This is a genomic window from Microtetraspora sp. AC03309, from assembly GCF_020826795.1.
In the GTDB taxonomy this organism is placed as follows: domain Bacteria; phylum Actinomycetota; class Actinomycetes; order Streptosporangiales; family Streptosporangiaceae; genus Microtetraspora; species Microtetraspora glauca.
In genome coordinates, this window is sequence record NZ_JADDIL010000045.1 from 23,209 (window position 1) to 42,462 (window position 19,254).

Below are 19,254 nucleotides of genomic sequence, written 5' to 3' on the forward strand. Positions count from 1 at the left end.
CGGAGACGGCGGGAACCAGCCCGCGCTCTTCGTCTTCGCCGCGATCAGCGCGTTGCCCCGGGGCTACGCGATCAGCGCGTTGCCCCGGGGCTGCGGTCTCAGCTGGTTCTCAGCAGATCTCAGTAGGCTCTCGGCATGACGCTTCGGGGTGGGCGGCGCGCCCTTGCCGCACTGGTGGCGCTCGCGCTGGTGGTCGTCGGCGGCCTCGCCTGGTTCCTGTGGCCGTCCACGCCGCAGGTGCGCGGCCAGGACGTGGCCATCCCTGTTCTGGACGGCCCGGCCGACGACCAGCGCGTGACGCTGGACGCCACGTACTTCCCGCCCGCCTCCGGTGGCCGCGCCCCGGCGGTGCTGCTCGCCCACGGATTCGGCGGCAGCAAGGACGACCTGCGGGACGAGGCGGCGCGGCTGGCCGGTCGCGGCTATGCCGTACTGACCTGGTCGGCCCGCGGGTTCGGGCGGTCCACCGGGGAGATCGCGTTGAACTCCCCCGACTATGAGGTGAAGGACGTCCGCCAGCTCGTCGACTGGCTCGCCCGGCGCCCGGACGTCCGGCTGGACGCGAACGGCGATCCCCGCGTGGGCATCGCGGGCGGCTCGTACGGCGGGGCCATCGCCCTGATGGCCGCCGCCTACGACGCCAGGATCGACGCCATCGTGCCCCAGATCACCTGGTACGACCTGGCCGACGCGCTCTTCCCCGAGTCCACCGGGCGGGGCGCGGAGCACGGCGTGTTCAAGAAGATGTGGGCCGGCATCTTCTTCAGCACAGGCGGTGGCGGGCTCTCCTCCGGCGGCTCCGCGGGCGGCCTGGCCGCGCTCACCGGCGGTGGCACAGGACAGCGCGCGGGCCAGGGGACGGGCCAGGGCACCGGACAGAACGCGAGCTCGGGGACGGACGGTCAGACGGGCGCGGACGGCGCGGACGGTGGGGACGGTGGGGACGGCACGACGGCGGCCTCCCGGCAGGCCCAGTGCGGCCGCTTCCAGTCCGAGATCTGCGACATGTACCTGACCATCGCCGAGACGGGCCGGGCCACCCCGGAGGCGGTGAAACTGCTGCGCGCGTCGAGCCCGATCTCGGTGCCCGGCCGGATCAGGATCCCGACCCTGCTGATCCAGGGCCAGCGCGACTCCCTGTTCCCCCTGGGACACGCCGACGCCAACGCCCGCGCGATCGCCGCGACGGGCGCCCCCGTGGAGGTGGCCTGGATGAGCGGCGGCCACGACGGCGGCGGCGACGCCGACACCGAATGGGTGGAGGAGCGGACCACGGCCTGGCTCGACCGCTGGCTCAAGGACTTGCCCGGCCCGGTCCAGGGCTTCACGGTGTCCCGCGACGGCGGCAGGGACCCCGGCACCCGGCGCGCCGTCGTCGTCCACGCGACCGCGCCGTCGTACGCCGGGCTGGGCGGCACCGCCCGGACCGAGGTGCGCGTCTCCGGGCCGGTCCAGGACATCGCGAACCCCCCGGGCGGCTCCCCCGCCTCCATCTCCGCCGTCCCGGGCATCGGCAGCCTGCTCGGCGGTTCGAGCGCCAACCTCGGCGTCTCCGTGGACATGCCCGGCCAGGCCGCGGTGTTCGAGTCCGCACCGCTGCCGAAGCCCGTCCACGTCACCGGCACGCCCACGGTCCGGATCAAGGTGTACGGCACGGGCGAGGTGACGCTGTTCGCCAAGCTCTACGACGCGAGCGGCGGGCGGCTCGCCGTGCTTCCGTCGAGCCTGGTGGCTCCGCTGCGGGTCACGGCGTCGGAGTCGGGCACGGAGGCGACCGTCACGCTTCCCGCGATCGACCGGCGGTTCGACGCCGGCCACCGGCTGCGGGTCGTGGTGACGACCACCGACATGGGCTACGCCACGCCGGCCAAGCCCGCCGCGTACCGCGTGGGCCTTGCCGGAGACACCCTCTCGCTTCCCGGTGACGCGTCGCTCACCGCGCCCGCGACCGGGCCCGCCTGGTGGACGTGGGCCGCGCCGCTGGCCGCGATCGTCGTCGCCGCCGGGCTCCTCGTCGCCGGCCGCCGCCGTACGGCGTCGGAGCGGGACGGCGAGCCGGACGGCGTGCCGCTGCGCATCACCGGGCTGACCAAGCGCTACCGCAACGGCGAGAAGGCGGTGGACGACCTCTCCTTCCACGTCGAGAAGGGCCAGGTGCTCGGCCTCCTCGGGCCGAACGGCGCGGGCAAGACCACCACGATGCGGATGATGATGGGGCTGATCCACCCGGACGAGGGCGAGATCCACATCTTCGGCCGGCGGGTGGTCCCCGGCGCACCGGTCCTGTCGCGGCTCGGGTCGTTCGTGGAGGGGCCGGGATTCCTGCCGCACCTCACCGGGCGGGCCAACCTGGAGCTGTACTGGCAGGCCACGGGACGGCCCGCCGAGGACGCGCACATGGAGGAGGCGCTGGAGATCGCCGGGCTCGGGGCGGCCCTGGAGCGGGCGGTGCGCACCTACTCCCAGGGCATGCGCCAGCGGCTCGCCATCGCCCAGGCGATGCTCGGCCTGCCCGACCTGCTCGTGCTCGACGAACCCACCAACGGCCTCGACCCACCGCAGATCGCCGAGATGCGCGAGGTGCTCAAGGCGTACGCCGAGGGAGGTCGTACCGTGATCGTCTCCAGCCACCTGCTCGGCGAGGTCGAGCAGACGTGCAGCCACGTGGTGGTCATGCGCCGCGGCCGGCTGGTCTTCCAGGGGCCGGTCGGCGACCTGCTCGGCTCCCGCTCCCCCGCGGACGGGCCCGGCCCCCGGCTGGAGGACGTCTTCCTCGACCTGATCGGAGAGGCTCGATGAGCGTGAACGGCGACGCGGCCGTCCCGGCGCGCGCGTCCGAGACCCCGGCCCCGGCGTCCGCGACGCGGGCGGTGGGAAACGGGACCAGGACGGCGGGCGACGTCGCTCGGCCGGGAGGCGGGACCGACGCGGCGGGAGACGGGACCGGGACGGCTCGCGGATACGCGCCCGGCCGGACGCTGTCGCTGCGGGTGGAGTTCGTCCGCCAGTTCCGGCGGCGCAGGACGATGGCGATGTTCGGGCTGCTGCTCGCGCTGCCCTGGGTCCTGGTGGTGGCGTTCCAGTTCGGCCCCGGGCCCGGCGGGCAGAGCACCAGCCTGCGGCTGTCCGACCTGGCGACCCAGGGCGGGCTGAACTTCGCCGCGTTCGCCCTGTCGGTGTCCGCGAGTTTCCTGCTGGTCGTCGCGGTGGCGCTGTTCTGCGGGGACACGGTGGCGAGCGAGGCGAGCTGGTCGTCGCTGCGCTACCTGCTGGCCGCGCCCGTACCCCGTGACCGGTTGCTGCGGCAGAAGCTGATCGTCGCGATGGGCTACTCGGCCGCGGCGGTGACCGTGCTGCCGCTGATGGCGCTGCTCGCGGGCACGATCGCCTTCGGCTGGAACGACATCCAGGTGCCGGGCACCGGCGAGACCATCCCGGCCGCCGACGTGTTGCCGAGGTTCGCCGTCGTCGTGGGGTACGCGCTGGTGAGCCAGCTCGTGGTCGCGTCCGTCGCGTTCCTGCTGTCGGTCGGGACGGACTCACCCCTCGGCGCGGTCGGCGGCGCCGTCGGCCTGGTGATCGTGAGCAGCATCCTGCAGGCGGTGGAGGCGCTCGGCTCCATCCGCGAGTTCCTGCCCACGTTCTGGAACACGGCCTGGCTCGACGCTCTCGCCCCCGATCCCGACTACAGCGGAATGATCAAGGGTGTGGCCGTGTCGGTGACGTACTCGGTGATCCTCATCGCGTTCGCCTTCCGGCGGTTCCGCGCCAAGGACGTGGTGTCCTGACACGCCGAGGCGACAGAGGTCCGGCGCGTCAGGCGAGCACGTCCTGACGCGCCGAGGACGGCGGTGGTCCCGCGCGACAGGAGAGCGCGTCTCGACACTCCGAGGACGGCGGTGATCCGGCGCGTCGACGGGCGACCGCCGTTCTCGCCGAAGGTGCCCGTATTCGAGTGGTTCATCGCGGCACTACGCGCCGCGAGTCGCCCCACTCCGGCAGGTGACTAGTCCCAGTGCGGCGGGCGTTCCTCGATCAGTCGGGCGTCGTCGGAATCGGCGTCGCCACGCCACTCGCCCCAGCCGAGGTCGGTGTCGTCGCTGGTCTGGTCGGGCAGCACCGGCAGTCCCTCGTCGAAGAGGTCCACCGGCCGCATGTCATCCGGATGCCGCTCAGTCACACGACGATGGTAACCGGCCAGGCGGCCGGGCGCGGGTGCCGTCGGCGCGTCGCACCCCTCGTCGGCAATAGCACCGAATCATGGCGAATTACGGCAGAACGCCCCAGGTCGAGGTGATTTCCTCCGAGAAGGTGGAACCTCTCGATCCTCAGACCCGAACATTCAACCGTCAGCAAAGGTACGATGCGGAAACAGGTAGCAGGCCGGACGCGACCCCCGTGAGGCGGCATGGCAACGCCAGCAGGATGGCGTCGAGAGGGCAACCTTCCCGCGGAGCTGACCAGCTTCGTGGGTCGGACCAGGCTTCTCGCCACCATCAGACAGCGACTGCGCGACTCCCGACTGGTCACCGTGACCGGGATCGGGGGCGTAGGAAAGTCCCGTACGGCCCTGCGCATCGCCCATCTGGTGCGCCAGCAGTTCAAAGACGGCGTCTGGTACGCCGACCTCGCGCGGCTGCAGGACGCCGGGATGGTCCACCACACGATCACGTCGGCGCTCGGCATCGCCGACCAGTCACACCGCGCCGGGTCCGAGACCCTGGCCGAGTGGCTGGGCGACCGCGAGATCCTGCTCATCCTGGACACCTGTGAGCATCTGGTGGACGCCTGCGCCGAGCTGACGCAGGAACTGCTGGCCCGGGCGCCCAACCTGCGGATCGTCGCGACGAGCCGCCGGTCGCTCAACGCCCCCGGCGAGCACACGATCGCGATCCCTCCGCTCGCCGTGCCGGGAGACGATCCCTCGGAGAGTCCGTACACCAACGAGGCGGTCCAGCTCTTCGCGGAGCGGGGCAGCGCTGTCGTGCCGGACTTCGTGGTGGACGAGAGCAACGTGTCGGCCGTGTCGGAGCTGTGCCGGCGGCTCGACGGGATCCCGCTCGCCATCGAGCTCGCCGCCGTCCGCCTGCGCGCGCTGTCGGTCGAGCAGATCCTCGCGCTGCTCACCGACCGGTTCAGCCTGCTGGCCGGCGCCAGCCGTACGGCGTTGCCGCGGCACCAGACGCTGCGCGCGGCGATCGGCTGGAGCCACGAGCTGTGCGAGCCGGCCGAGCGGCTGCTGTGGGCCCGCCTGTCGGTGTTCGCGGGCGACTTCGACCTGGACGCGGCCCGTTACGTCTGCGCGGGGGACGGCCTTGAGGCCGCGTCCGTCCTGGACGTGATCACCGGCCTGGTGGACAAGTCGATCCTGTTCAGCTTCGCCACCCCGGTCGGCCACCGGTACCGGCTGATCGACACCCTCCGGCAGTACGGCGCCGAGTGGCTGGAGAAGCTCGGCGAGACCGAGGCGCTGCGCCGCCGCCACCGCGACCATTACCTGCAGCTCGCCCAGCGCGGCGAGCACTCCTGGTCGGGTCCGCGGCAGGTGCAGTGGTACGTGCGCATGCGTCAGGAGCACGACAACATCCGGGTCGCGCTCGACTACTGCCTGTCCGACCCGATCGAGGCGCGCGTCGGCCAGGAGCTGCTGTCGTCGCTGTGGTTCCTCTGGGTCGCGTGCGGATTCGCCCGGGAGGGTGCGGTCTACCTGGAGAGAGCGCTCGCCGCGTCACGGGTGCCGAGCAAGGAACGATGCAAGGCCCTGTGGGTGCTGGCGTACATCCGCAGCGCCCAGGGCGACCTGCCCGGCGCGCTGGCGGCGGCAGAGGAGTGCAGCAGCGAGGCGGTGCGGGCCGGAGACTCCGGGGCCGTCATCCTGGCGACCAAGATGCAGGGCACCACCGCGATGCTGCAGGGCGACGCGAAGAAGGCCACGGCCCTGCTCGGCGTGGCCATCGAGTTCCACCGGGGCGGGCGGGAGCTCAACCCCGGGTTGCTGCCCGCGATCGTGGAGCTGTCCATGGTCCTGTTCGCGCAGGGTGACTTCGCGGAGGCCGAGGGACTCCTCGAAGACTGCGTCAAGGTGTGCACCGAGCGCGGTGAGCAGTGGTTGCGCTCCTACGCGTGGTACGCCACCTCGCAGGTCCAGCGGGCCACCGGCCGCCGCGACGAGGCGCTGGAGAGCTGCAAGTCCTCGCTGCGGATCAAGCGGTACTTCCACGACGTCCTCGGCATCGTGCTGTGCGTGGACGTGATGGCCGGGCTCTATCTGGAGATGGGCCGGCCGGAGTACACCGCGCACCTGCTCGGCGCGGCCCAGACCAACTGGCGGACCTTCGGGTTGCCGCAGTTCGGGTCGCCGTTCTTCACGAACGAGCACGAGCAGTGCGTCAAGGAGTGCAGGAAGTTGCTCGGTGACGCCGCCTACCAGGAGGCGTACAGCCGGGGCACCCGGCTCTCGCTCAGCGAGCTGATCGAGTACGCGCTGGACGACTTCGACGAGCCGCACGTCCCGGACTGAATGCCCGACCTCGTCGGCACCCGTCCGCGCGTCGCCTGACCAGGACCGCGCGGGGCGCTAAGCGACGATCAAGGTACCTGCAAGCGACCGCCTCTATCGTCGGCCGACGACCTCCGCTCCCCCGGTCGGCCCGCGTCGCGGGACGGCCGGGTACGGGCGCGAGCGGGGCGCGACCCGCGTCCGTCGTCGAACGCACCGACGGAGGGAGTCCTGTGAAGGGCGTGCACGGGCTGGGGGAAGACCTTCTCACGCGCGGGAACGACATCGAGTCGTCACTCCTCGCCGGAGAGCACGCACTGTCCGTCGAGGGCGACCTGCTGGCCGGCCGCAGATGGTTCGACTCGGCCTACCGGGAAGCCGAGCGCTGGGGCGACGGCGTCGCGATGGCACATGCGGCACTGGGGCTCGGCGGGCTGTGGGTGCACGAGCACCGCTCGGCCGCGGACTCCGCGATGATCCGGGCACGCCAGCGCCACGCCCTGGCGCTCAACGACGCGCACTCCGCGCTGGCGCTCCGGCTGCGAACGAGGCTGGTCGCCGAGGAGGAGTACCGCACCGGCGGGCACACCGCCGCCCTCGCCATGGTGGAGGAGGCCAGGCGCCGAGGCGACCCCGTGGCCCTGGCGGAGGCGCTCAGCCTGGCCCACCACTGCGTCCTGGGCCCCGAGCACGGGACGCTGCGGCTGGAACTGGCCCAGGAGCTGATCGCCGTGGCGTCCCTGACGGCGCGTCGCGGCGACCTGCTGATGGGGCTGCTGTGGCGAACCGTCGATCTGCTCCTGGACGCCGACCCGCACGCCGAACGGTGCCTGGAGGAACTCCGTGGCCTGCTGGGACGGGAAGGACACCTGGCGACCGGGTTCGTGGTCAGCGCGATCGACGTGATGTTCAGCATCCGGGACGGCCGCTTCACGCAGGCCGAGGCCCTGGCGTCCACCTGCGCCGAGCGCGGGGCCGTGGCGGGCGACATCGACGCGACAGGATGGTACGGAGCCCAGCTCGTGGCGATCCGCTGGTACCAGGGCAGGATCGCCGAGTTGCTCCCGATGTTGTCGGACCTGGTCAACTCGCCGCTGCTCAGCGCGGTCGACAACTCCTGTCTCGCCGGACTGGCCGTGGCCGCGGCCACCGCGGGAGAACGGCGTCCCGCGATGAGCGCGCTGGCGAGGCTGCGCGGTCACGACCTGGCGGACCTCCCCCGGTCGAGCAGCTGGCTCCTGTCGATGTACGGCGTCGTGGAGGCGGCCCATCTGCTCGGAGACGTGGAGCTGGCGGCGCGGGCCTACGATCTGCTCCTCCCGTTCGCGCGGCTCCCGATCATGGTCAGCCTGGGCGCGGCCTGTTTCGGATCCGTCCAGCACTGCCTGGGCGTCACCTCGCTGACCGGCGGTGACGCGGGCAGGGCGGCGGAGCACCTGAGCGCGGCGATCCAGGACAACCTCGCGCTGGGGCACTGGCCCGCGATGATCCTTTCCCGGTGGCGCCTCGGCCAGGCGCTGGCGCTCCGTGACGGTCCGCGCGACAAGGTGGCGCGACGCGAGCTGGACCTGGCCACCCGGGAGGCGGCGGCGCTCGGCATGGCGCTGCCCTCCGCGCCGCCATACCTGCCCTCCGTGCCGCCCTCCGTGCCGCCGAATCCGCCGCCCTCCGTGCCGCCCTCCGTGCCGCCGTGCACGCTGCCGCCGGAGACGAGACGGCGGGTGCTGATCAGCGCGGGTGCCTCGGGTGACGACGACGGGCGTGCGCCTGTCGTCGCGCTCCTGCGCCGCGGCGGGAGCTGGCGAATCGCGATGGGCGGGCGCTTCGCGCGCGTCGGCGACAGCGTGGGGCTCCGGCACCTGGCCGTCCTCCTCGCCAACCCCGGGCAGGAGATCCCCGCGACCGATCTGGCCGCGGGACCGGGGCTCTCCGACGCGGAGCCGGCCGCCGGTAGTACCACTCCGGACCAGCCGGTGCTCGACGGCCAGGCCAGACGCGCGTACAGGGAGCGTCTGACACGGCTGGACGTCGAGATCGACGACCTCGAATCGTCGGGCCGGACCGAGCATGCCTGCGCACTACGCGCGGAACGGGACTGGCTGGCCGCCGAACTGGCCTCCGCGACCGGCCTCGGCGGGCGACCACGCCCGTTCGCCGGGAACCGCGAACGGGCCCGGATCGCCGTCGGAAAGGCGATCCGACGCGCCCTTGACCGCATCAGCGAGGCGGACCCGGTCATCGGCGACGAGCTACGTGCCACCGTGCGAACCGGCACGCGCTGCTGCTATCGCCCCGAATGACCGGATCCGCACGTCAGGCCGACCCGAACGAGCATCCCATGGCCTGGCCGGTGAAGAAGACGGTGCTCCACGCCTGAGCGATCAGCTCCTTGGCCCATTCCTCCTTGACGGCCGCCTTCCCGTCCTCCAGGTTGTCGAGCACGCCGGCGAAGGCCTCACACTCCGCCTGGGTGGCGGCTCGCAGATCGCCGATGCTCACACCGGTGGCGGTGGCCACCGTACGCGCGCTCGAGCCGCTGCCGCTGGTGGTGAACGTGCAGCCGCGCCACTTGCCCACGGTGCGAACCGTTCCCGCCGAGGTCAGGTAGCGCTTGACCTCGGCCGGGTCCTTGCTGCCGGCCGCCGCGTTGTCGAACAGGTCGATCGAGACCGCCAGGGCGTCACATTGGGCCTGGCCGGCGGGCCCCGGGTCCTTGCCGACCTTCCCCGTGGCCTTCGCCGCGGTGGCGGCCTCCGCGACCCCGCCGAAGGTCAGGGCGAGGGTCGCCAGGAACGCCGTGGTGGCGAGTGCGCGTCTTCTCATCGGATTCACCTTCCGTGTCAGGCGGCGTGGTGCCGCCATCCGTCACCGCGGATCTACGGCTCTCGCCTGGTAGGCGTTCCGTTCCGTGCCACTCCCGTTCCATCGCGTTCCAGTCGTCCACGTACGCCCGTTCCGTCGCCGAAGCTCAGCGGGCGCGGGATCCGGGGGCGCCGCCCGGTCCACGGTGGGCGACGCGACGCCGGAGGACCGACGCCCGGGAGCGCAGGCTCGCGCGTCACCCGGGGTCCGCGAGTACCGTCTCGATCACCGCCTGCGTGTCCGAAGGCTTCCGCGCACGGCACGAGCCGAACGGTGCCTCTGGTACACACGTCTCATGAACGTGCCTCCTGCTCAGCGCCTGGGCGTCGTGCCATCCGTCTTCGCCGTCGAACATATGCCGCGTGCGACGTTCCCCGAGGACGACGAGTGGATCGCGCTGGTCCGCGCCCCAGAAGGCCTCACCGTCGTTCGCGAGACCTGGCCGACGGGGTCCGGCGATCGGTGGATCGGCCTGTACGGCGGGGCGATCGCGCACGGCCTGGACGTGCCCGGCATGCTGGCGGCGATCGTGGGGCCGCTGGCCGAGGCGGCGATCCCGGTGTTCGTCGCCTCGACGTTCCACGGGGATCTGGTGCTCGTGCCCGAGCCCAGGGCCAAGGAGGCCGTCGCCGTTCTCGAGGACGCGGGCCATCAGGTGGACACCACGCATCTGCGATCGTCCGGCGGCTAGCCGGGGTGGGACGCGGCGTGCGAGGGACAGATCACACAGGCAGGCCGTATTCCTTTTCGCGGGATAGCGACTGTTCTTCCGTTGCCCTTTCTTCCGTTGCGCGCCGTGGCGGCTGCGCTGGGGCGGCTGCGCTGGGGCGACAGAAGCGAGCCGTTGAAAAGGATGTCGTTCTCGAACGCCTCTGACCTCTCATTTCCTACGCGAAAGCCTTAAAGGCGGCAAGACAACGGCGAAACGCGCGCCACTCTCCCGCCGCGTCGCCGCCTCATCACCGGTTTCCGCCAGAACCGGGGTCGGCTGTGGTACCGGTTGCGTGACAGATGCGAAGCCACGTGATCAGTGAGGCCGTCCATGTCCGAGGTCTTCATGTACGCCGACGAGACCGGCAACCTCGACTACAACGTCAGCGGCGGCGGCTCGAAGTATTTCGGTATCGGAACGGCGACTTTCGTAGGCGACCACGACCAGGCCGTGTGGCAGGGGCATCGGCTGCGCTTGGCCCATTCACGGGCGGGCCTGGCGTTCCCGCGCGGATATCACGCGAAGAACGACAATTACCGGACGCGCAAGGAGGTCTATGACGTCATCAGGGCGCAGGCTCCCCGATTCGATGCCACGTTCCTCGCGAAGGAGAACGCGCACGATTCAAAACGCGAAAAAGGGGATCTCCACCTGTACCGGGAGGCCTGGTACCTGCACTTCAAGGAGATCGCCAAGCAGGTCACCGTGCAGGGGGACATCCTCTACGTCGTGGTCGCCACGCTGGGCACCTCGGCGCGGAAGAAGGCGTTCGAGGACGCGATCAGGGAAGTGTGCGAGGACTGCGCGCCGTCGCGCCGGGATGTTGTGGTCTGTACCTGGGATTCCAGTACGAGCTGGGGGCTGCAGGTGGCCGACTACGGGCTGTGGGCCGTCCAGAGGAAGCTGGAACGGGGCGACGCCGGCTTCATGTGGGCGGTGGAGCCGACATTGAGCTCGTTCTCCCGGCCCTGGGGCTAGGCGCACGATAATGGCCAGCTATCCCCGGGGGGAAGAGGTCCCCTGGACCTCTTGTCACTGGCCATCGTCAGTACACGCCATCGAGACGACGCGGGTCAACCGCTTCGAGCATTGTCACACTCCATCCTTGTAACGGCGCTCGAAAACTTGGCGGACTGTTCGATACGAGGCGGTCGGCGCACGGATCCCGGTCGAAGGAAAGTCTCGCCCGCCGACGCCACGGCCGTGTCGTACCCGCCCGCGCTCACATGTCGCCGCCGGGCGGCGCCTGCGCCGACCAGGCGTGCACGTAGCGGGAGCTGGTCAGCGAATAGTCCACGCTTCCGCTGATCCAGTACTCCAGGCCCCTGACATACGCGGCGACCCCCGCGGAGCCGAGGGCGTCGAGCCGGGGCTTCAGCGCGACCATCCCGGCGACCGCGTCGTTGCGCATGCCGCCGATGAGGTCCATCGCCTCCTGGGTGGAGCATCCCTTGTGCCGGCGGAGCACGCTGACCATGTTGTTGTGGATGTTCGGGCCGGCGGTCTCCTTGGCGTACGAGATGAGGTCGTTGTCCCAGACGACGACGTCGTTCGCGTGCTCGGTGATCGCCCGCACGTCGGGGTGGCGCCACTCGCCGGGGGTGAGGCAGCTGCCCGCGGCGACGTCGATCAGCGCGAAGACCGTGAGCATCGCGCCGGTCCTGCGCCGCATGACGATGTAGTCGTCGAAGGTCGGGACGACGTCCTGCTCCCTGTTGGCGGCCTCCCAGACCTGGGCGAAGAGGTAGTCCTTGGTCATGGCCCGCCAGCGGTCGAGCTGGTCGCCGTTCCCCGTGGCGGCGATCCTGGTCTTGATCTCCAGCAGCGACCGGGCGAAGACGTTGCCGACGTGCTCGCCGTCGCCGAGATCGTCGATGACGGAGATGAACAGCGGGAGCTCCCTGGCTATCTCGGCGGCCGCCCGGTCCGACTCGCAGAACGCGTCGTCGAACGCGAACAACCACACGCACCAGTCGGTGACGAGCTGGCACAGCTCCCGGGCGGCGTAGGGATAGGTGCGCGCGCCCAGCCAGCCGTACCTGGCCGCACCGTAACGCCCGAGGTTTTCGGTCCCCTCGATCATTCCGGACGCGGCCAGCCAGGCCAGCGTGTCTCTGTCCACTTCCTCGACGTACGGATTGACCTCGCTGGGGAACGGGCAGGTCAGCGCGGGGATGCGCAACGGCGGTCTGTTGTGGGTGAGCGTGGAAGGATTCGACACGCCCAACAGCATGACTAGCGAGCCAACAAATAGCTAGAGTCACAGCAAATAATGGAATTTCGGACTTAGCGGAAATTCCGCAAATTGTGGCCGTCCGCTGGGCGCCCCCTACTCGCCGGTGGCGAACGTGCCGAACCGGGCGCCAGCCGCACCCGCCGGCATGGACCCCGGCACCGGGGCGTGGGCGTACCGGACGACGGAGCGTGGGCGTACCGGGCACCGGGGCGTGGGCCCACTGGCCGCGAACAGCCGTCATCGGCCGAACATGCGCGCGGTGTCGAACGCGGACGGCGTGCCCGCCCGCGCGAGCACCGGTAACTTGGTCGCGAACTCCTCCAGTTCCGGGTCCTGCTCCATGCGACCCGTTGTCCACCAGGTAGGGTCCAGCACACCGACGCGGAATCCACGGGACTTCTCGCTGGTTCACCAGAGAAACGTTCATGAGGAAAGGCTGGGACTCAGGTGCTCGACCCGACGGATCTCTACAGGCTCGACGGCGACGCCCCAGAGTTGACCGATCCGGTGCTGCTCTACCACTTCGAGGGTTTCGTCGACGCCGGCGGCGCGGGCCGGTTGGCGCTCGGGCATCTGCTGTCCGAGCTGGACCACCGTGTGATCGCCACGTTCGATGTGGACCGCCTCCTCGACTACCGCTCCAGGCGGCCCATGATGACGTTCGACGGGGACCGCTGGGCGGACTACGACACCCCCGAGCTGGCCGTCTACCTCACCGAGGACGTGACCGGCACACCGTTCCTGATCATGACGGGCCCGGAACCCGACCGCGAGTGGGAGCTGTTCACCGAGGCCGTCGGCATGCTCGTGACCCGGCTCGGCGTCGGCACTCTGGTGACGGCGCACGGCGTGCCGATGGGCGTCCCGCACACCCGCCCGCTCGGCCTCACCACCCACGGCAGCCGCCCCGAACTGGTCACCGGGCCGCCCAGCCCGTTCGGCCGGGTCCAGGTGCCGGGCAGCGTCGCCGCCCTGATCGAGCTCCGCCTCGGCGCCAAGGGGCACGACGCGCTCGGCTACGCGGTGCACGTGCCGCACTATCTCGCCCAGGCGGAGTACCACCAGTCCGCGGTGGCGGCCCTGGAGGCGGTCACCCGCGGCACCGGCCTGGTGTTCCCCACCGAGGCGCTCCGGGAGGCCGCGGAGAAGACCGACGCCGAGATCGAGGAGCAGATCCAGGCGTCCGCCGAGCTGTCGAGCGCCATCCAGGGGCTGGAGCAGCAGTACGACGCCTTCCAGTCGGGCACCGAGAGGGAGAGCCTCCTCGCCGAGGACACCCCCATGCCGACGGGTGACGAGCTGGCCGCCCAGTTCGAGGCGTTCCTGGCCGAGCGCGACGACCGCGATAGCTGATCCGCCCCTCCGCGAACGGCCGTGCCATCAGGCCGGCGTCGCGAGGTCCGTGTCGTCATGATCCGTCGTGACGGTGGGCACCCGGCGGGCGGGCACCGTGGGGGACGGTGGAGCGGGGCGGCGGCGCGGGGCCAATATCGTTGAGCCATGCCGTACGAGTCTGAGATCCGCGTCGGCCTCGCCGGGTACGGGACGGCGGGCGCGTTCTTCCACGCGCCGCTGATCGCCGCCACCCCCGGCCTCCGGCTGAACGCGGTGGTGACGAGGGACCCGGAACGGACCGACCGGGTCCGGCACGCGCATCCCGGCGTGGAGGTCGTGGCGTCGGCCGGCGAGCTGGTCGGCCGGTGCGACCTGGTCGTGATCGCCTCGCCGAACCGTACGCACGTGCCGCTGGCGCGGGCGGCGCTGGAAGCGGGTCTTCCGGTCGTGGTGGACAAGCCGCTCGCCGGCACCGCCGCCGAGGCCCGCGACCTCGTCCGGCTGGCCGCCGAGCGCGGCCTGATGCTGACCGTGTTCCAGAACCGGCGATGGGACGGTGACTTCCTGACCATCCGCCGCCTGCTGCCGGAGCTCGGCACGATCCACCGGCTGGAATCCCGGTTCGAGCGCTGGCGGCCGGTGCCCAAGGGCGGGTGGCGCGAGCTGGGGGGCCCGGACGAGATCGGCGGCGTTCTCTACGACCTCGGCAGTCACCTCGTCGATCAGGCGCTCCAGCTCCTCGGTCCGGTCTCCACCGTGTACGCGGAGACCGATGTGCGGCGGCCGGGCGTGCGATCCGACGACGACGCGTTCGTGGCGCTGACCCACGCGGACGGCGGGCGTTCCCATCTGTGGATGAGCGCCGTGGCGGGACGGCTCGGCCCCCGGTTCCGGGTGCTCGGCTCGCGGAGCGCGTACGTGAAATGGGGCCTCGACCCGCAGGAGGACCGCCTGCGCGCGAACGAACGCCCCGGCGTCCAGACGACGCCCGATGAGAAGCCGGCCGGAACGGGGCCGAACCGCGGGGGTTGGGGCGTGGAGCCGCCGGACCGCTGGGGCGAACTCGGCGTCGAGGGCGACAGCCGTACGGTCCCCACGGAGCCGGGCGCCTACCAGGAGTTCTACGCCGGCGTCGTGGCGTGTCTGCGGGACGGCGCTCCGCCGCCCGTCGACCCGCGCGACGCCGTCGAGTCCCTCACCGTCCTTGAGGCGGCCCGGCGCTCCGAGGCCACCCGGTCGACCGTGGTCCTGGAGATCCGTCAGTACTCCCCGCCGTGTTCGTGATCTTCACGGTCGGAGTCCGCATCCCCTTCGGACACTCTGGACGCGCCGCGGCCCTTGCCGGCCGTGGCTTCCCCGCGGCGCCGGTCGGCCATGCGGACCCCATGGGCGCCACCGTCAGGAGATGAGGCGGGAGCGGAGGGCGTCGGTGTCCCCGTCGGTCCAGCCGTTGCTCTCCAGCCAGCCGAACGGGCCGCCGAACCGCACGTCGAGCGTGTGCAGGAACTGCGCCATGTATTCGGGACGCGGCAGATGGTGGTCGGCGGGCTTGCCGTCGAGGTCGGCCCGGTAGGTGTCGCTGGCCCGCAGCCGGGCGAGGACCCCTTCAAGACGCTCGCCCGTGGCGGCGTAGTCCGCGATGATCGCCTCGCGGGTCACCCCGGCGACGGCGAGGGCGAGGGCGCTCACCACTCCGGTGCGGTCCTTGCCCGCCGCGCAGTGGACCAGCGCCATGCCGTCGTCGCGGGCGAGCACCCGCAGCGCCGCCACGACCGAGTCGGGCCGAGCGCGCAGATATCCGTAGTAGTAGCCGGTGACCCGCAGTTCCTCGTCGACCTTCGGCGACCGTCCCCAGGGGAGGACCTTGTCCCCCTCGATCGTGTCGGCCTCCACGTCGGTGAACCGGCCGGCCTCGGCGAACAGGCTGTGGTGGTGGTGGCCGACCTCGGGCATCAGGGTCAGCGGCCCCGGTCCCTCCAGCCGTACCTCGGCCTGGGAGCGCAGATCGACCACGTTCCTGAGCTTGAGGTCTCCGACCAACCGGTTCAGGTCTTCCCCGGTCAGCCCCTGAAGGTTGTCGCCCCTGAGGATGCGCCCGAATTTAGTGGCTTCTCCGTCGGCGGTGGGCAGACCGCCGAGATCTCTTACGTTGACCGCGCCGTCGAGAACAATCCATCGTTCATTTTCGTTCATCGCCTCGACCCTATCCCGCCCGTACGTCGGCGCCATGAGAGGAGAGTGAATGTTCGGTGGCCGGGTTCCGTCCCGCTGTGGCCCGCCGTAGGCCGGCCTCCGAGGAGGCTGCGTGCAGAAATCGGCACTAGGAGTCGATCTTCATTGCGATTCGACGTAGGTGGGGGTTTGGGCTGGTGAGGGGGCTTACGTCCCTGGGCCATGCCGTTCGAGTTTCTGTCTGATGAGCAGGTGGCCGCTATGGCCAGTTCCCGGGGGAGCCGTCGCCGGCGGAACTGGAGGCGTTCTTCCGTCTGGACCGCCGGGCGCTGGACGGCGGTGACGATTCTGTGCCGGGGCGCGGCGGGTCAGTACCGGGTGAGGTCGCGGCCCAGGAAGGCCAGGAGCCGGCGGTGAGGAGGCGCGCCCGCGGGTGCCGGGAGAGCGGGACCGAACATGCCCGGTCGGCGGAAAACGGTGAAGTCCATGCCGTGCATGACGGTGAGCAGGTCGTCGCAGGGCTCTTCGGCGATGAGGTCCTCTCGGCCGGTGGCCAGAGCCAGGTCGGCGCCGTGCACGAGGACCTCGGTGAGGTGGATGAGCGCGGCCATCGGCCCGGGGACGTCGCCGAAACCGAGGCGCACGGTGGTGTCAAGGACGCCGGGGCGGTGCCAGGCGGCACGGTCGAGGTCGGCGGCGGTGGTGTAGGCGGTTCGCGGATCGGTGCCGAGCCAGTCGTCCTCGTGGGCGCCGCCGGGGTCGGTGCCAGCCAGTTCGGCGGCGAAGATGCGCATGCCGCCGACCAGGTGGTTGAGCTCGGTCCGCACGTCCCAGCCGGGGCAGGGGGCCGGGGCAGTGAGCTGGGAGCCGGTGACGGCCTCGACGATGGCGCCGGTCATGTCGAGGGCGCGGTCGATCTGGTTGATCACCGAAGTCGCGGGGGTAGCGGGGGTCGCAGAAGTCATGGGGTCTCCATCGTGGTCAGGCGGCCTCGGCCGCGGCGGTGAGTACGGCGGTGAGTACGTCGTCGAGCCAGTCGTAGACGCGGGCGAAAGCCAGGCGCTGTCCTCCAGACCGGCAGTGGGCGTCCGCCCCCTGGCCCTCGGTGAAGGTCAGCAGCGTGCCTCGCCGGCCACGCGGTCGGCGGTGGTGAGCCACGCGTCGTGCCAGCCGTCGTAGTCGCCGGGGAAGAAGAGGGGTTCCACAAGCCGCTCCTAAAGCAGGCAAAGGCTGCGTTAGGTGAATATAGGACAGAGATCAAGGCAAAAGCAATTCCTGGCTGCGTTAAGCTGCCTCGCATGGAGGACCGAGAACAGCCGATTCGGCGGCCCGGCGGGCGGAGCGCCCGCGTGCGCGCCGCGGTGCACAAGGCGGTCACCGCGCTGATCGCCGAGCGCGGCTACGGGAACTTCACCGTCGGCGACGTCGCCGACCGTGCCGGGGTGGCCGACTCCAGCGTCTACCGGCGCTGGGGCACCCTGGAATCCCTGCTCATGGACGTGGCGATCACCTGGCTGACGACCACGTCACCGATCCCCGACACCGGCGGCCTGGAACAGGACCTGCGCGCCTACGCCGCGGGCGTCGCGCGCGACGTCACCGGCCCCGACGGCCTGGCGGTGCTGCGCCTCGTCCTGGCGCTGTCCACGGCGGGCGAGGCCGGGGCCCGGGCGCGTGACGACTTCCTGGCCGAACGCTCCCGCCAGATCCAGGGCATGCTGGACCGCGCGCGGGACCGGGGCGAACAGCCGCCGGAGGCGCTCGACATCCTGGACCACCTTCTGGCCCCGATGTACATCCGCGTGCTGTTCGGCCTGGGCTCCCTCACGCCTGACTACGTCGACACGCTGATCGACCGACTCCTGGCCCTCCGCGATCGCAACGGGTGATCGCAGGCATGGCGCCAGGCCGACGCCACCATCGCCCGCCCGCTCGGCGTCTCCCGCCCCACCACTGAGCACGTCCCCCGACCTGAAGGAAAACGGCGGACCGCCGATCACCCGCCGATCATCGGTGTCACGCCATGGGTCATCCGGAACACGGAAGGCCGTGGACCGATTTCCCCGACAATTCACAGCTGACCCCTGCGTCTACTGTCACGAATGCCCGTAATGTAAGCCGTCGCACAAGACGATCAAACAGGAGGACGACGATGCGACGGCCGGTTCACCGGTTGGCCATGGCGGTGGTGGTCATGACTGGGGTGATGGCGGGAGTGCTTCCCCTGTCACCGGCCGCGGCGGAGTCCCGCCACCTTGTGGGGACGTGGTCGGCCGCGAGCGACCGGCTGACCACCGACGACCGGCTGCTCGCCCCGATCGGCGGCCAGACCATCCGCATGGTGGCGCGCACCAGCGTCGGAGGATCCGGCCTGCGGATCCGCCTGTCCAACGTCTTCGGCGTCGTGCCGGTCACGTTCAAGAGCGTGCATCTCGGCCTCCAGGCGTACGGCGCCGAAATCGTCGGCAAGACCAACCGGCCGCTGACCTTCGGCGGGCGCGCGTCGGTCACGATCCGGCCCGGCCAGGCCGTCTGGAGCGACGCCCTTCCCGGGAAGATCACCGGCCGCCAGGACGTGGTGATCAGCGCCTACGTCCCGACGACGGTGGAGCAGGTAACCGGCCACGACCGGGCCTACGCGACGACCTACCTGTCCACGCCCGGGAACCACGCCGCCGGCGAGTCCGGGGAGGCGTTCACCACCACCAGCCTGCAGTGGTACTTCCTCGACCGGATCGCGGTGACCGCCGACGGCGGCATCGGCTCGGTGGTCGCGCTGGGTGACTCGATCACCGATGGCACCGGCCAGGGCAACGACGCCAACCGGCGGTGGACCGACTACCTCTACCAGCGGGTCGGACAGCTGCCCGCCAAGAAGCGCGTGGGCGTGCTCAACGTCGGCATAGCCGGGAACCGCGTGCTGTACACCGGTGTCGGGCCGAGCGCGCTGAGCCGGTTCAAAAGGGACGCGCTCTCCCAGCCGGGGGCGCGCACGATCGTGGTGCTCGAAGGCATCAACGACATCTCCAGAGGCGAGTACACCTCGGCGAAGCCGCTGATCGAGGCGTACAAGAAAATGATCAAACTCGCGCACGCCAAGAAGCTGCGCATCCTCGGCGGCACGCTGACGCCGTTCTACGGATACTCGACCTGGACCGAGGAGCGCGAGGAGATCCGCCAGGAGGTCAACGCGTGGATCAGGACCGGCAAGGCGTTCGACGGCGTGATCGACTTCGACAAGGCGGTGCGCGACCCCGCGTATCCCGCGCAGCTCGCCGCCGCGTACGACCACGGCGACCACATCCACCTCAGCGACGCCGGCCGGCGCAGGCTCGCGTACACGGTGCGGCTCTCACACCTCTGACACCTCTGACACCGCTGACGGCGCTCCCGAGGACGCGGACCGTCGCGGTCGCGGCCCCGGTGCCGGTTCCGTCA

16 protein-coding genes are annotated in these 19,254 nt (G+C 71.0%); 10 read left to right on the top strand and 6 right to left on the bottom strand.

The genetic code is table 11. The features are described from left to right. The first annotated feature begins 135 nt into the window (after window positions 1–135). Both IMZ11_RS24930 and IMZ11_RS24935 read left to right on the top strand, forming a co-directional pair. The gene (locus IMZ11_RS24930) at window positions 136–2,799 is read left to right on the top strand and encodes an alpha/beta fold hydrolase (RefSeq protein WP_228644770.1); all 2,664 of its coding nucleotides are present in this window, start codon (window positions 136–138) and stop codon (window positions 2,797–2,799) included. Further along, window positions 2,796–3,788: an ABC transporter permease gene (locus IMZ11_RS24935; protein WP_228644771.1), complete on the top strand. Its 993-nt coding sequence runs from the start codon at window positions 2,796–2,798 to the stop codon at window positions 3,786–3,788. Before IMZ11_RS24930 ends, IMZ11_RS24935 begins: the two co-directional genes overlap by 4 nt. Window positions 3,789–4,006: 218 nt before the next feature. Here the strand turns inward: IMZ11_RS24935 and IMZ11_RS24940 are convergent, their stop codons facing one another. Continuing rightward, a complete protein-coding gene (locus IMZ11_RS24940) occupies window positions 4,007–4,180 on the bottom strand; it encodes a hypothetical protein (protein ID WP_228644807.1) in 174 nt (57 codons plus the stop codon). A gap of 228 nt (window positions 4,181–4,408) precedes the next feature. On the opposite strand from IMZ11_RS24940, the gene IMZ11_RS24945 reads away from it, so the two are divergent. Continuing rightward, window positions 4,409–6,520 (top strand): tetratricopeptide repeat protein, encoded by a 2,112-nt coding sequence (locus IMZ11_RS24945; RefSeq protein ID WP_228644772.1) that lies wholly within the window; start codon window positions 4,409–4,411, stop codon window positions 6,518–6,520. 212 nt (window positions 6,521–6,732) lie between these two features. After that, on the top strand, window positions 6,733–8,799 hold the full coding sequence (locus tag IMZ11_RS24950; protein ID WP_228644773.1) for a hypothetical protein: 2,067 nt from the start codon (window positions 6,733–6,735) through the stop codon (window positions 8,797–8,799). A gap of 13 nt (window positions 8,800–8,812) precedes the next feature. Here IMZ11_RS24950 and IMZ11_RS24955 read toward each other — a convergent pair whose 3' ends face one another. Beyond that, window positions 8,813–9,322, bottom strand: a complete 510-nt coding sequence (locus IMZ11_RS24955) for a hypothetical protein (RefSeq protein ID WP_228644774.1) — start codon at window positions 9,320–9,322, stop codon at window positions 8,813–8,815. A gap of 334 nt (window positions 9,323–9,656) precedes the next feature. Between IMZ11_RS24955 and IMZ11_RS24960 the strand changes: the two genes are divergently transcribed. Together IMZ11_RS24960 and IMZ11_RS24965 are read left to right on the top strand one after the other, a co-directional pair. After that, on the top strand, window positions 9,657–10,052 hold the full coding sequence (locus IMZ11_RS24960) for an ACT domain-containing protein (RefSeq protein WP_228644775.1): 396 nt from the start codon (window positions 9,657–9,659) through the stop codon (window positions 10,050–10,052). A gap of 351 nt (window positions 10,053–10,403) precedes the next feature. Beyond that, on the top strand, window positions 10,404–11,051 hold the full coding sequence (locus IMZ11_RS24965) for a DUF3800 domain-containing protein (RefSeq protein ID WP_228644776.1): 648 nt from the start codon (window positions 10,404–10,406) through the stop codon (window positions 11,049–11,051). A gap of 244 nt (window positions 11,052–11,295) precedes the next feature. Here the strand turns inward: IMZ11_RS24965 and IMZ11_RS24970 are convergent, their stop codons facing one another. Next, the gene (locus IMZ11_RS24970; protein ID WP_228644777.1) at window positions 11,296–12,294 is read right to left on the bottom strand and encodes a 4-epi-cubebol synthase; all 999 of its coding nucleotides are present in this window, start codon (window positions 12,292–12,294) and stop codon (window positions 11,296–11,298) included. A gap of 462 nt (window positions 12,295–12,756) precedes the next feature. Between IMZ11_RS24970 and IMZ11_RS24975 the strand changes: the two genes are divergently transcribed. Together IMZ11_RS24975 and IMZ11_RS24980 are read left to right on the top strand one after the other, a co-directional pair. Further along, window positions 12,757–13,662 (top strand): proteasome assembly chaperone family protein, encoded by a 906-nt coding sequence (locus IMZ11_RS24975; RefSeq protein WP_228644778.1) that lies wholly within the window; start codon window positions 12,757–12,759, stop codon window positions 13,660–13,662. Window positions 13,663–13,809: 147 nt separating this feature from the next. Continuing rightward, complete coding sequence (locus tag IMZ11_RS24980; protein WP_228644779.1) at window positions 13,810–14,928, top strand: Gfo/Idh/MocA family oxidoreductase; 1,119 nt, start codon at window positions 13,810–13,812, stop codon at window positions 14,926–14,928. Window positions 14,929–15,042: 114 nt separating this feature from the next. On the opposite strand, the gene IMZ11_RS24985 is transcribed toward IMZ11_RS24980, so the two are convergent. The 3 genes from IMZ11_RS24985 to IMZ11_RS24995 form a co-directional block, all read right to left on the bottom strand. Then, a complete protein-coding gene (locus tag IMZ11_RS24985) occupies window positions 15,043–15,837 on the bottom strand; it encodes a tyrosine-protein phosphatase (RefSeq protein WP_228644780.1) in 795 nt (264 codons plus the stop codon). Window positions 15,838–16,184: 347 nt separating this feature from the next. Continuing rightward, window positions 16,185–16,781 (bottom strand): TIGR03086 family metal-binding protein, encoded by a 597-nt coding sequence (locus tag IMZ11_RS24990; RefSeq protein WP_228644781.1) that lies wholly within the window; start codon window positions 16,779–16,781, stop codon window positions 16,185–16,187. 16 nt (window positions 16,782–16,797) lie between these two features. Continuing rightward, window positions 16,798–16,974 (bottom strand): hypothetical protein, encoded by a 177-nt coding sequence (locus IMZ11_RS24995; RefSeq protein ID WP_228644782.1) that lies wholly within the window; start codon window positions 16,972–16,974, stop codon window positions 16,798–16,800. 140 nt (window positions 16,975–17,114) lie between these two features. Here IMZ11_RS24995 and IMZ11_RS25000 point away from each other — a divergent pair, with 140 nt between their 5' ends. Both IMZ11_RS25000 and IMZ11_RS25005 read left to right on the top strand, forming a co-directional pair. Beyond that, a complete protein-coding gene (locus IMZ11_RS25000) occupies window positions 17,115–17,705 on the top strand; it encodes a TetR/AcrR family transcriptional regulator (protein ID WP_228644783.1) in 591 nt (196 codons plus the stop codon). A 263-nt stretch (window positions 17,706–17,968) separates the two neighbouring features. Then, the gene (locus tag IMZ11_RS25005) at window positions 17,969–19,180 is read left to right on the top strand and encodes an SGNH/GDSL hydrolase family protein (RefSeq protein ID WP_228644784.1); all 1,212 of its coding nucleotides are present in this window, start codon (window positions 17,969–17,971) and stop codon (window positions 19,178–19,180) included. The last annotated feature ends 74 nt before the right edge of the window (window positions 19,181–19,254 follow it).

What these genes read in the sequence shown, in the direction of transcription:
- IMZ11_RS24930 (WP_228644770.1), top strand. Translation starts at nt 136, where the DNA reads ATGACGCTTCGGGGTGGGCGGCGCGCCCTTGCCGCACTGGTGGCGCTC.
- IMZ11_RS24935 (WP_228644771.1), top strand. Translation starts at nt 2,796, where the DNA reads ATGAGCGTGAACGGCGACGCGGCCGTCCCGGCGCGCGCGTCCGAGACC.
- IMZ11_RS24945 (WP_228644772.1), top strand. Translation starts at nt 4,409, where the DNA reads ATGGCAACGCCAGCAGGATGGCGTCGAGAGGGCAACCTTCCCGCGGAG.
- IMZ11_RS24955 (WP_228644774.1), bottom strand. Translation starts at nt 9,322, where the DNA reads ATGAGAAGACGCGCACTCGCCACCACGGCGTTCCTGGCGACCCTCGCC.
- IMZ11_RS24960 (WP_228644775.1), top strand. Translation starts at nt 9,657, where the DNA reads ATGAACGTGCCTCCTGCTCAGCGCCTGGGCGTCGTGCCATCCGTCTTC.
- IMZ11_RS24965 (WP_228644776.1), top strand. Translation starts at nt 10,404, where the DNA reads ATGTCCGAGGTCTTCATGTACGCCGACGAGACCGGCAACCTCGACTAC.
- IMZ11_RS24980 (WP_228644779.1), top strand. Translation starts at nt 13,810, where the DNA reads ATGCCGTACGAGTCTGAGATCCGCGTCGGCCTCGCCGGGTACGGGACG.
- IMZ11_RS24985 (WP_228644780.1), bottom strand. Translation starts at nt 15,837, where the DNA reads ATGAACGAAAATGAACGATGGATTGTTCTCGACGGCGCGGTCAACGTA.
- IMZ11_RS24990 (WP_228644781.1), bottom strand. Translation starts at nt 16,781, where the DNA reads ATGACTTCTGCGACCCCCGCTACCCCCGCGACTTCGGTGATCAACCAG.
- IMZ11_RS25000 (WP_228644783.1), top strand. Translation starts at nt 17,115, where the DNA reads ATGGAGGACCGAGAACAGCCGATTCGGCGGCCCGGCGGGCGGAGCGCC.
- IMZ11_RS25005 (WP_228644784.1), top strand. Translation starts at nt 17,969, where the DNA reads ATGCGACGGCCGGTTCACCGGTTGGCCATGGCGGTGGTGGTCATGACT.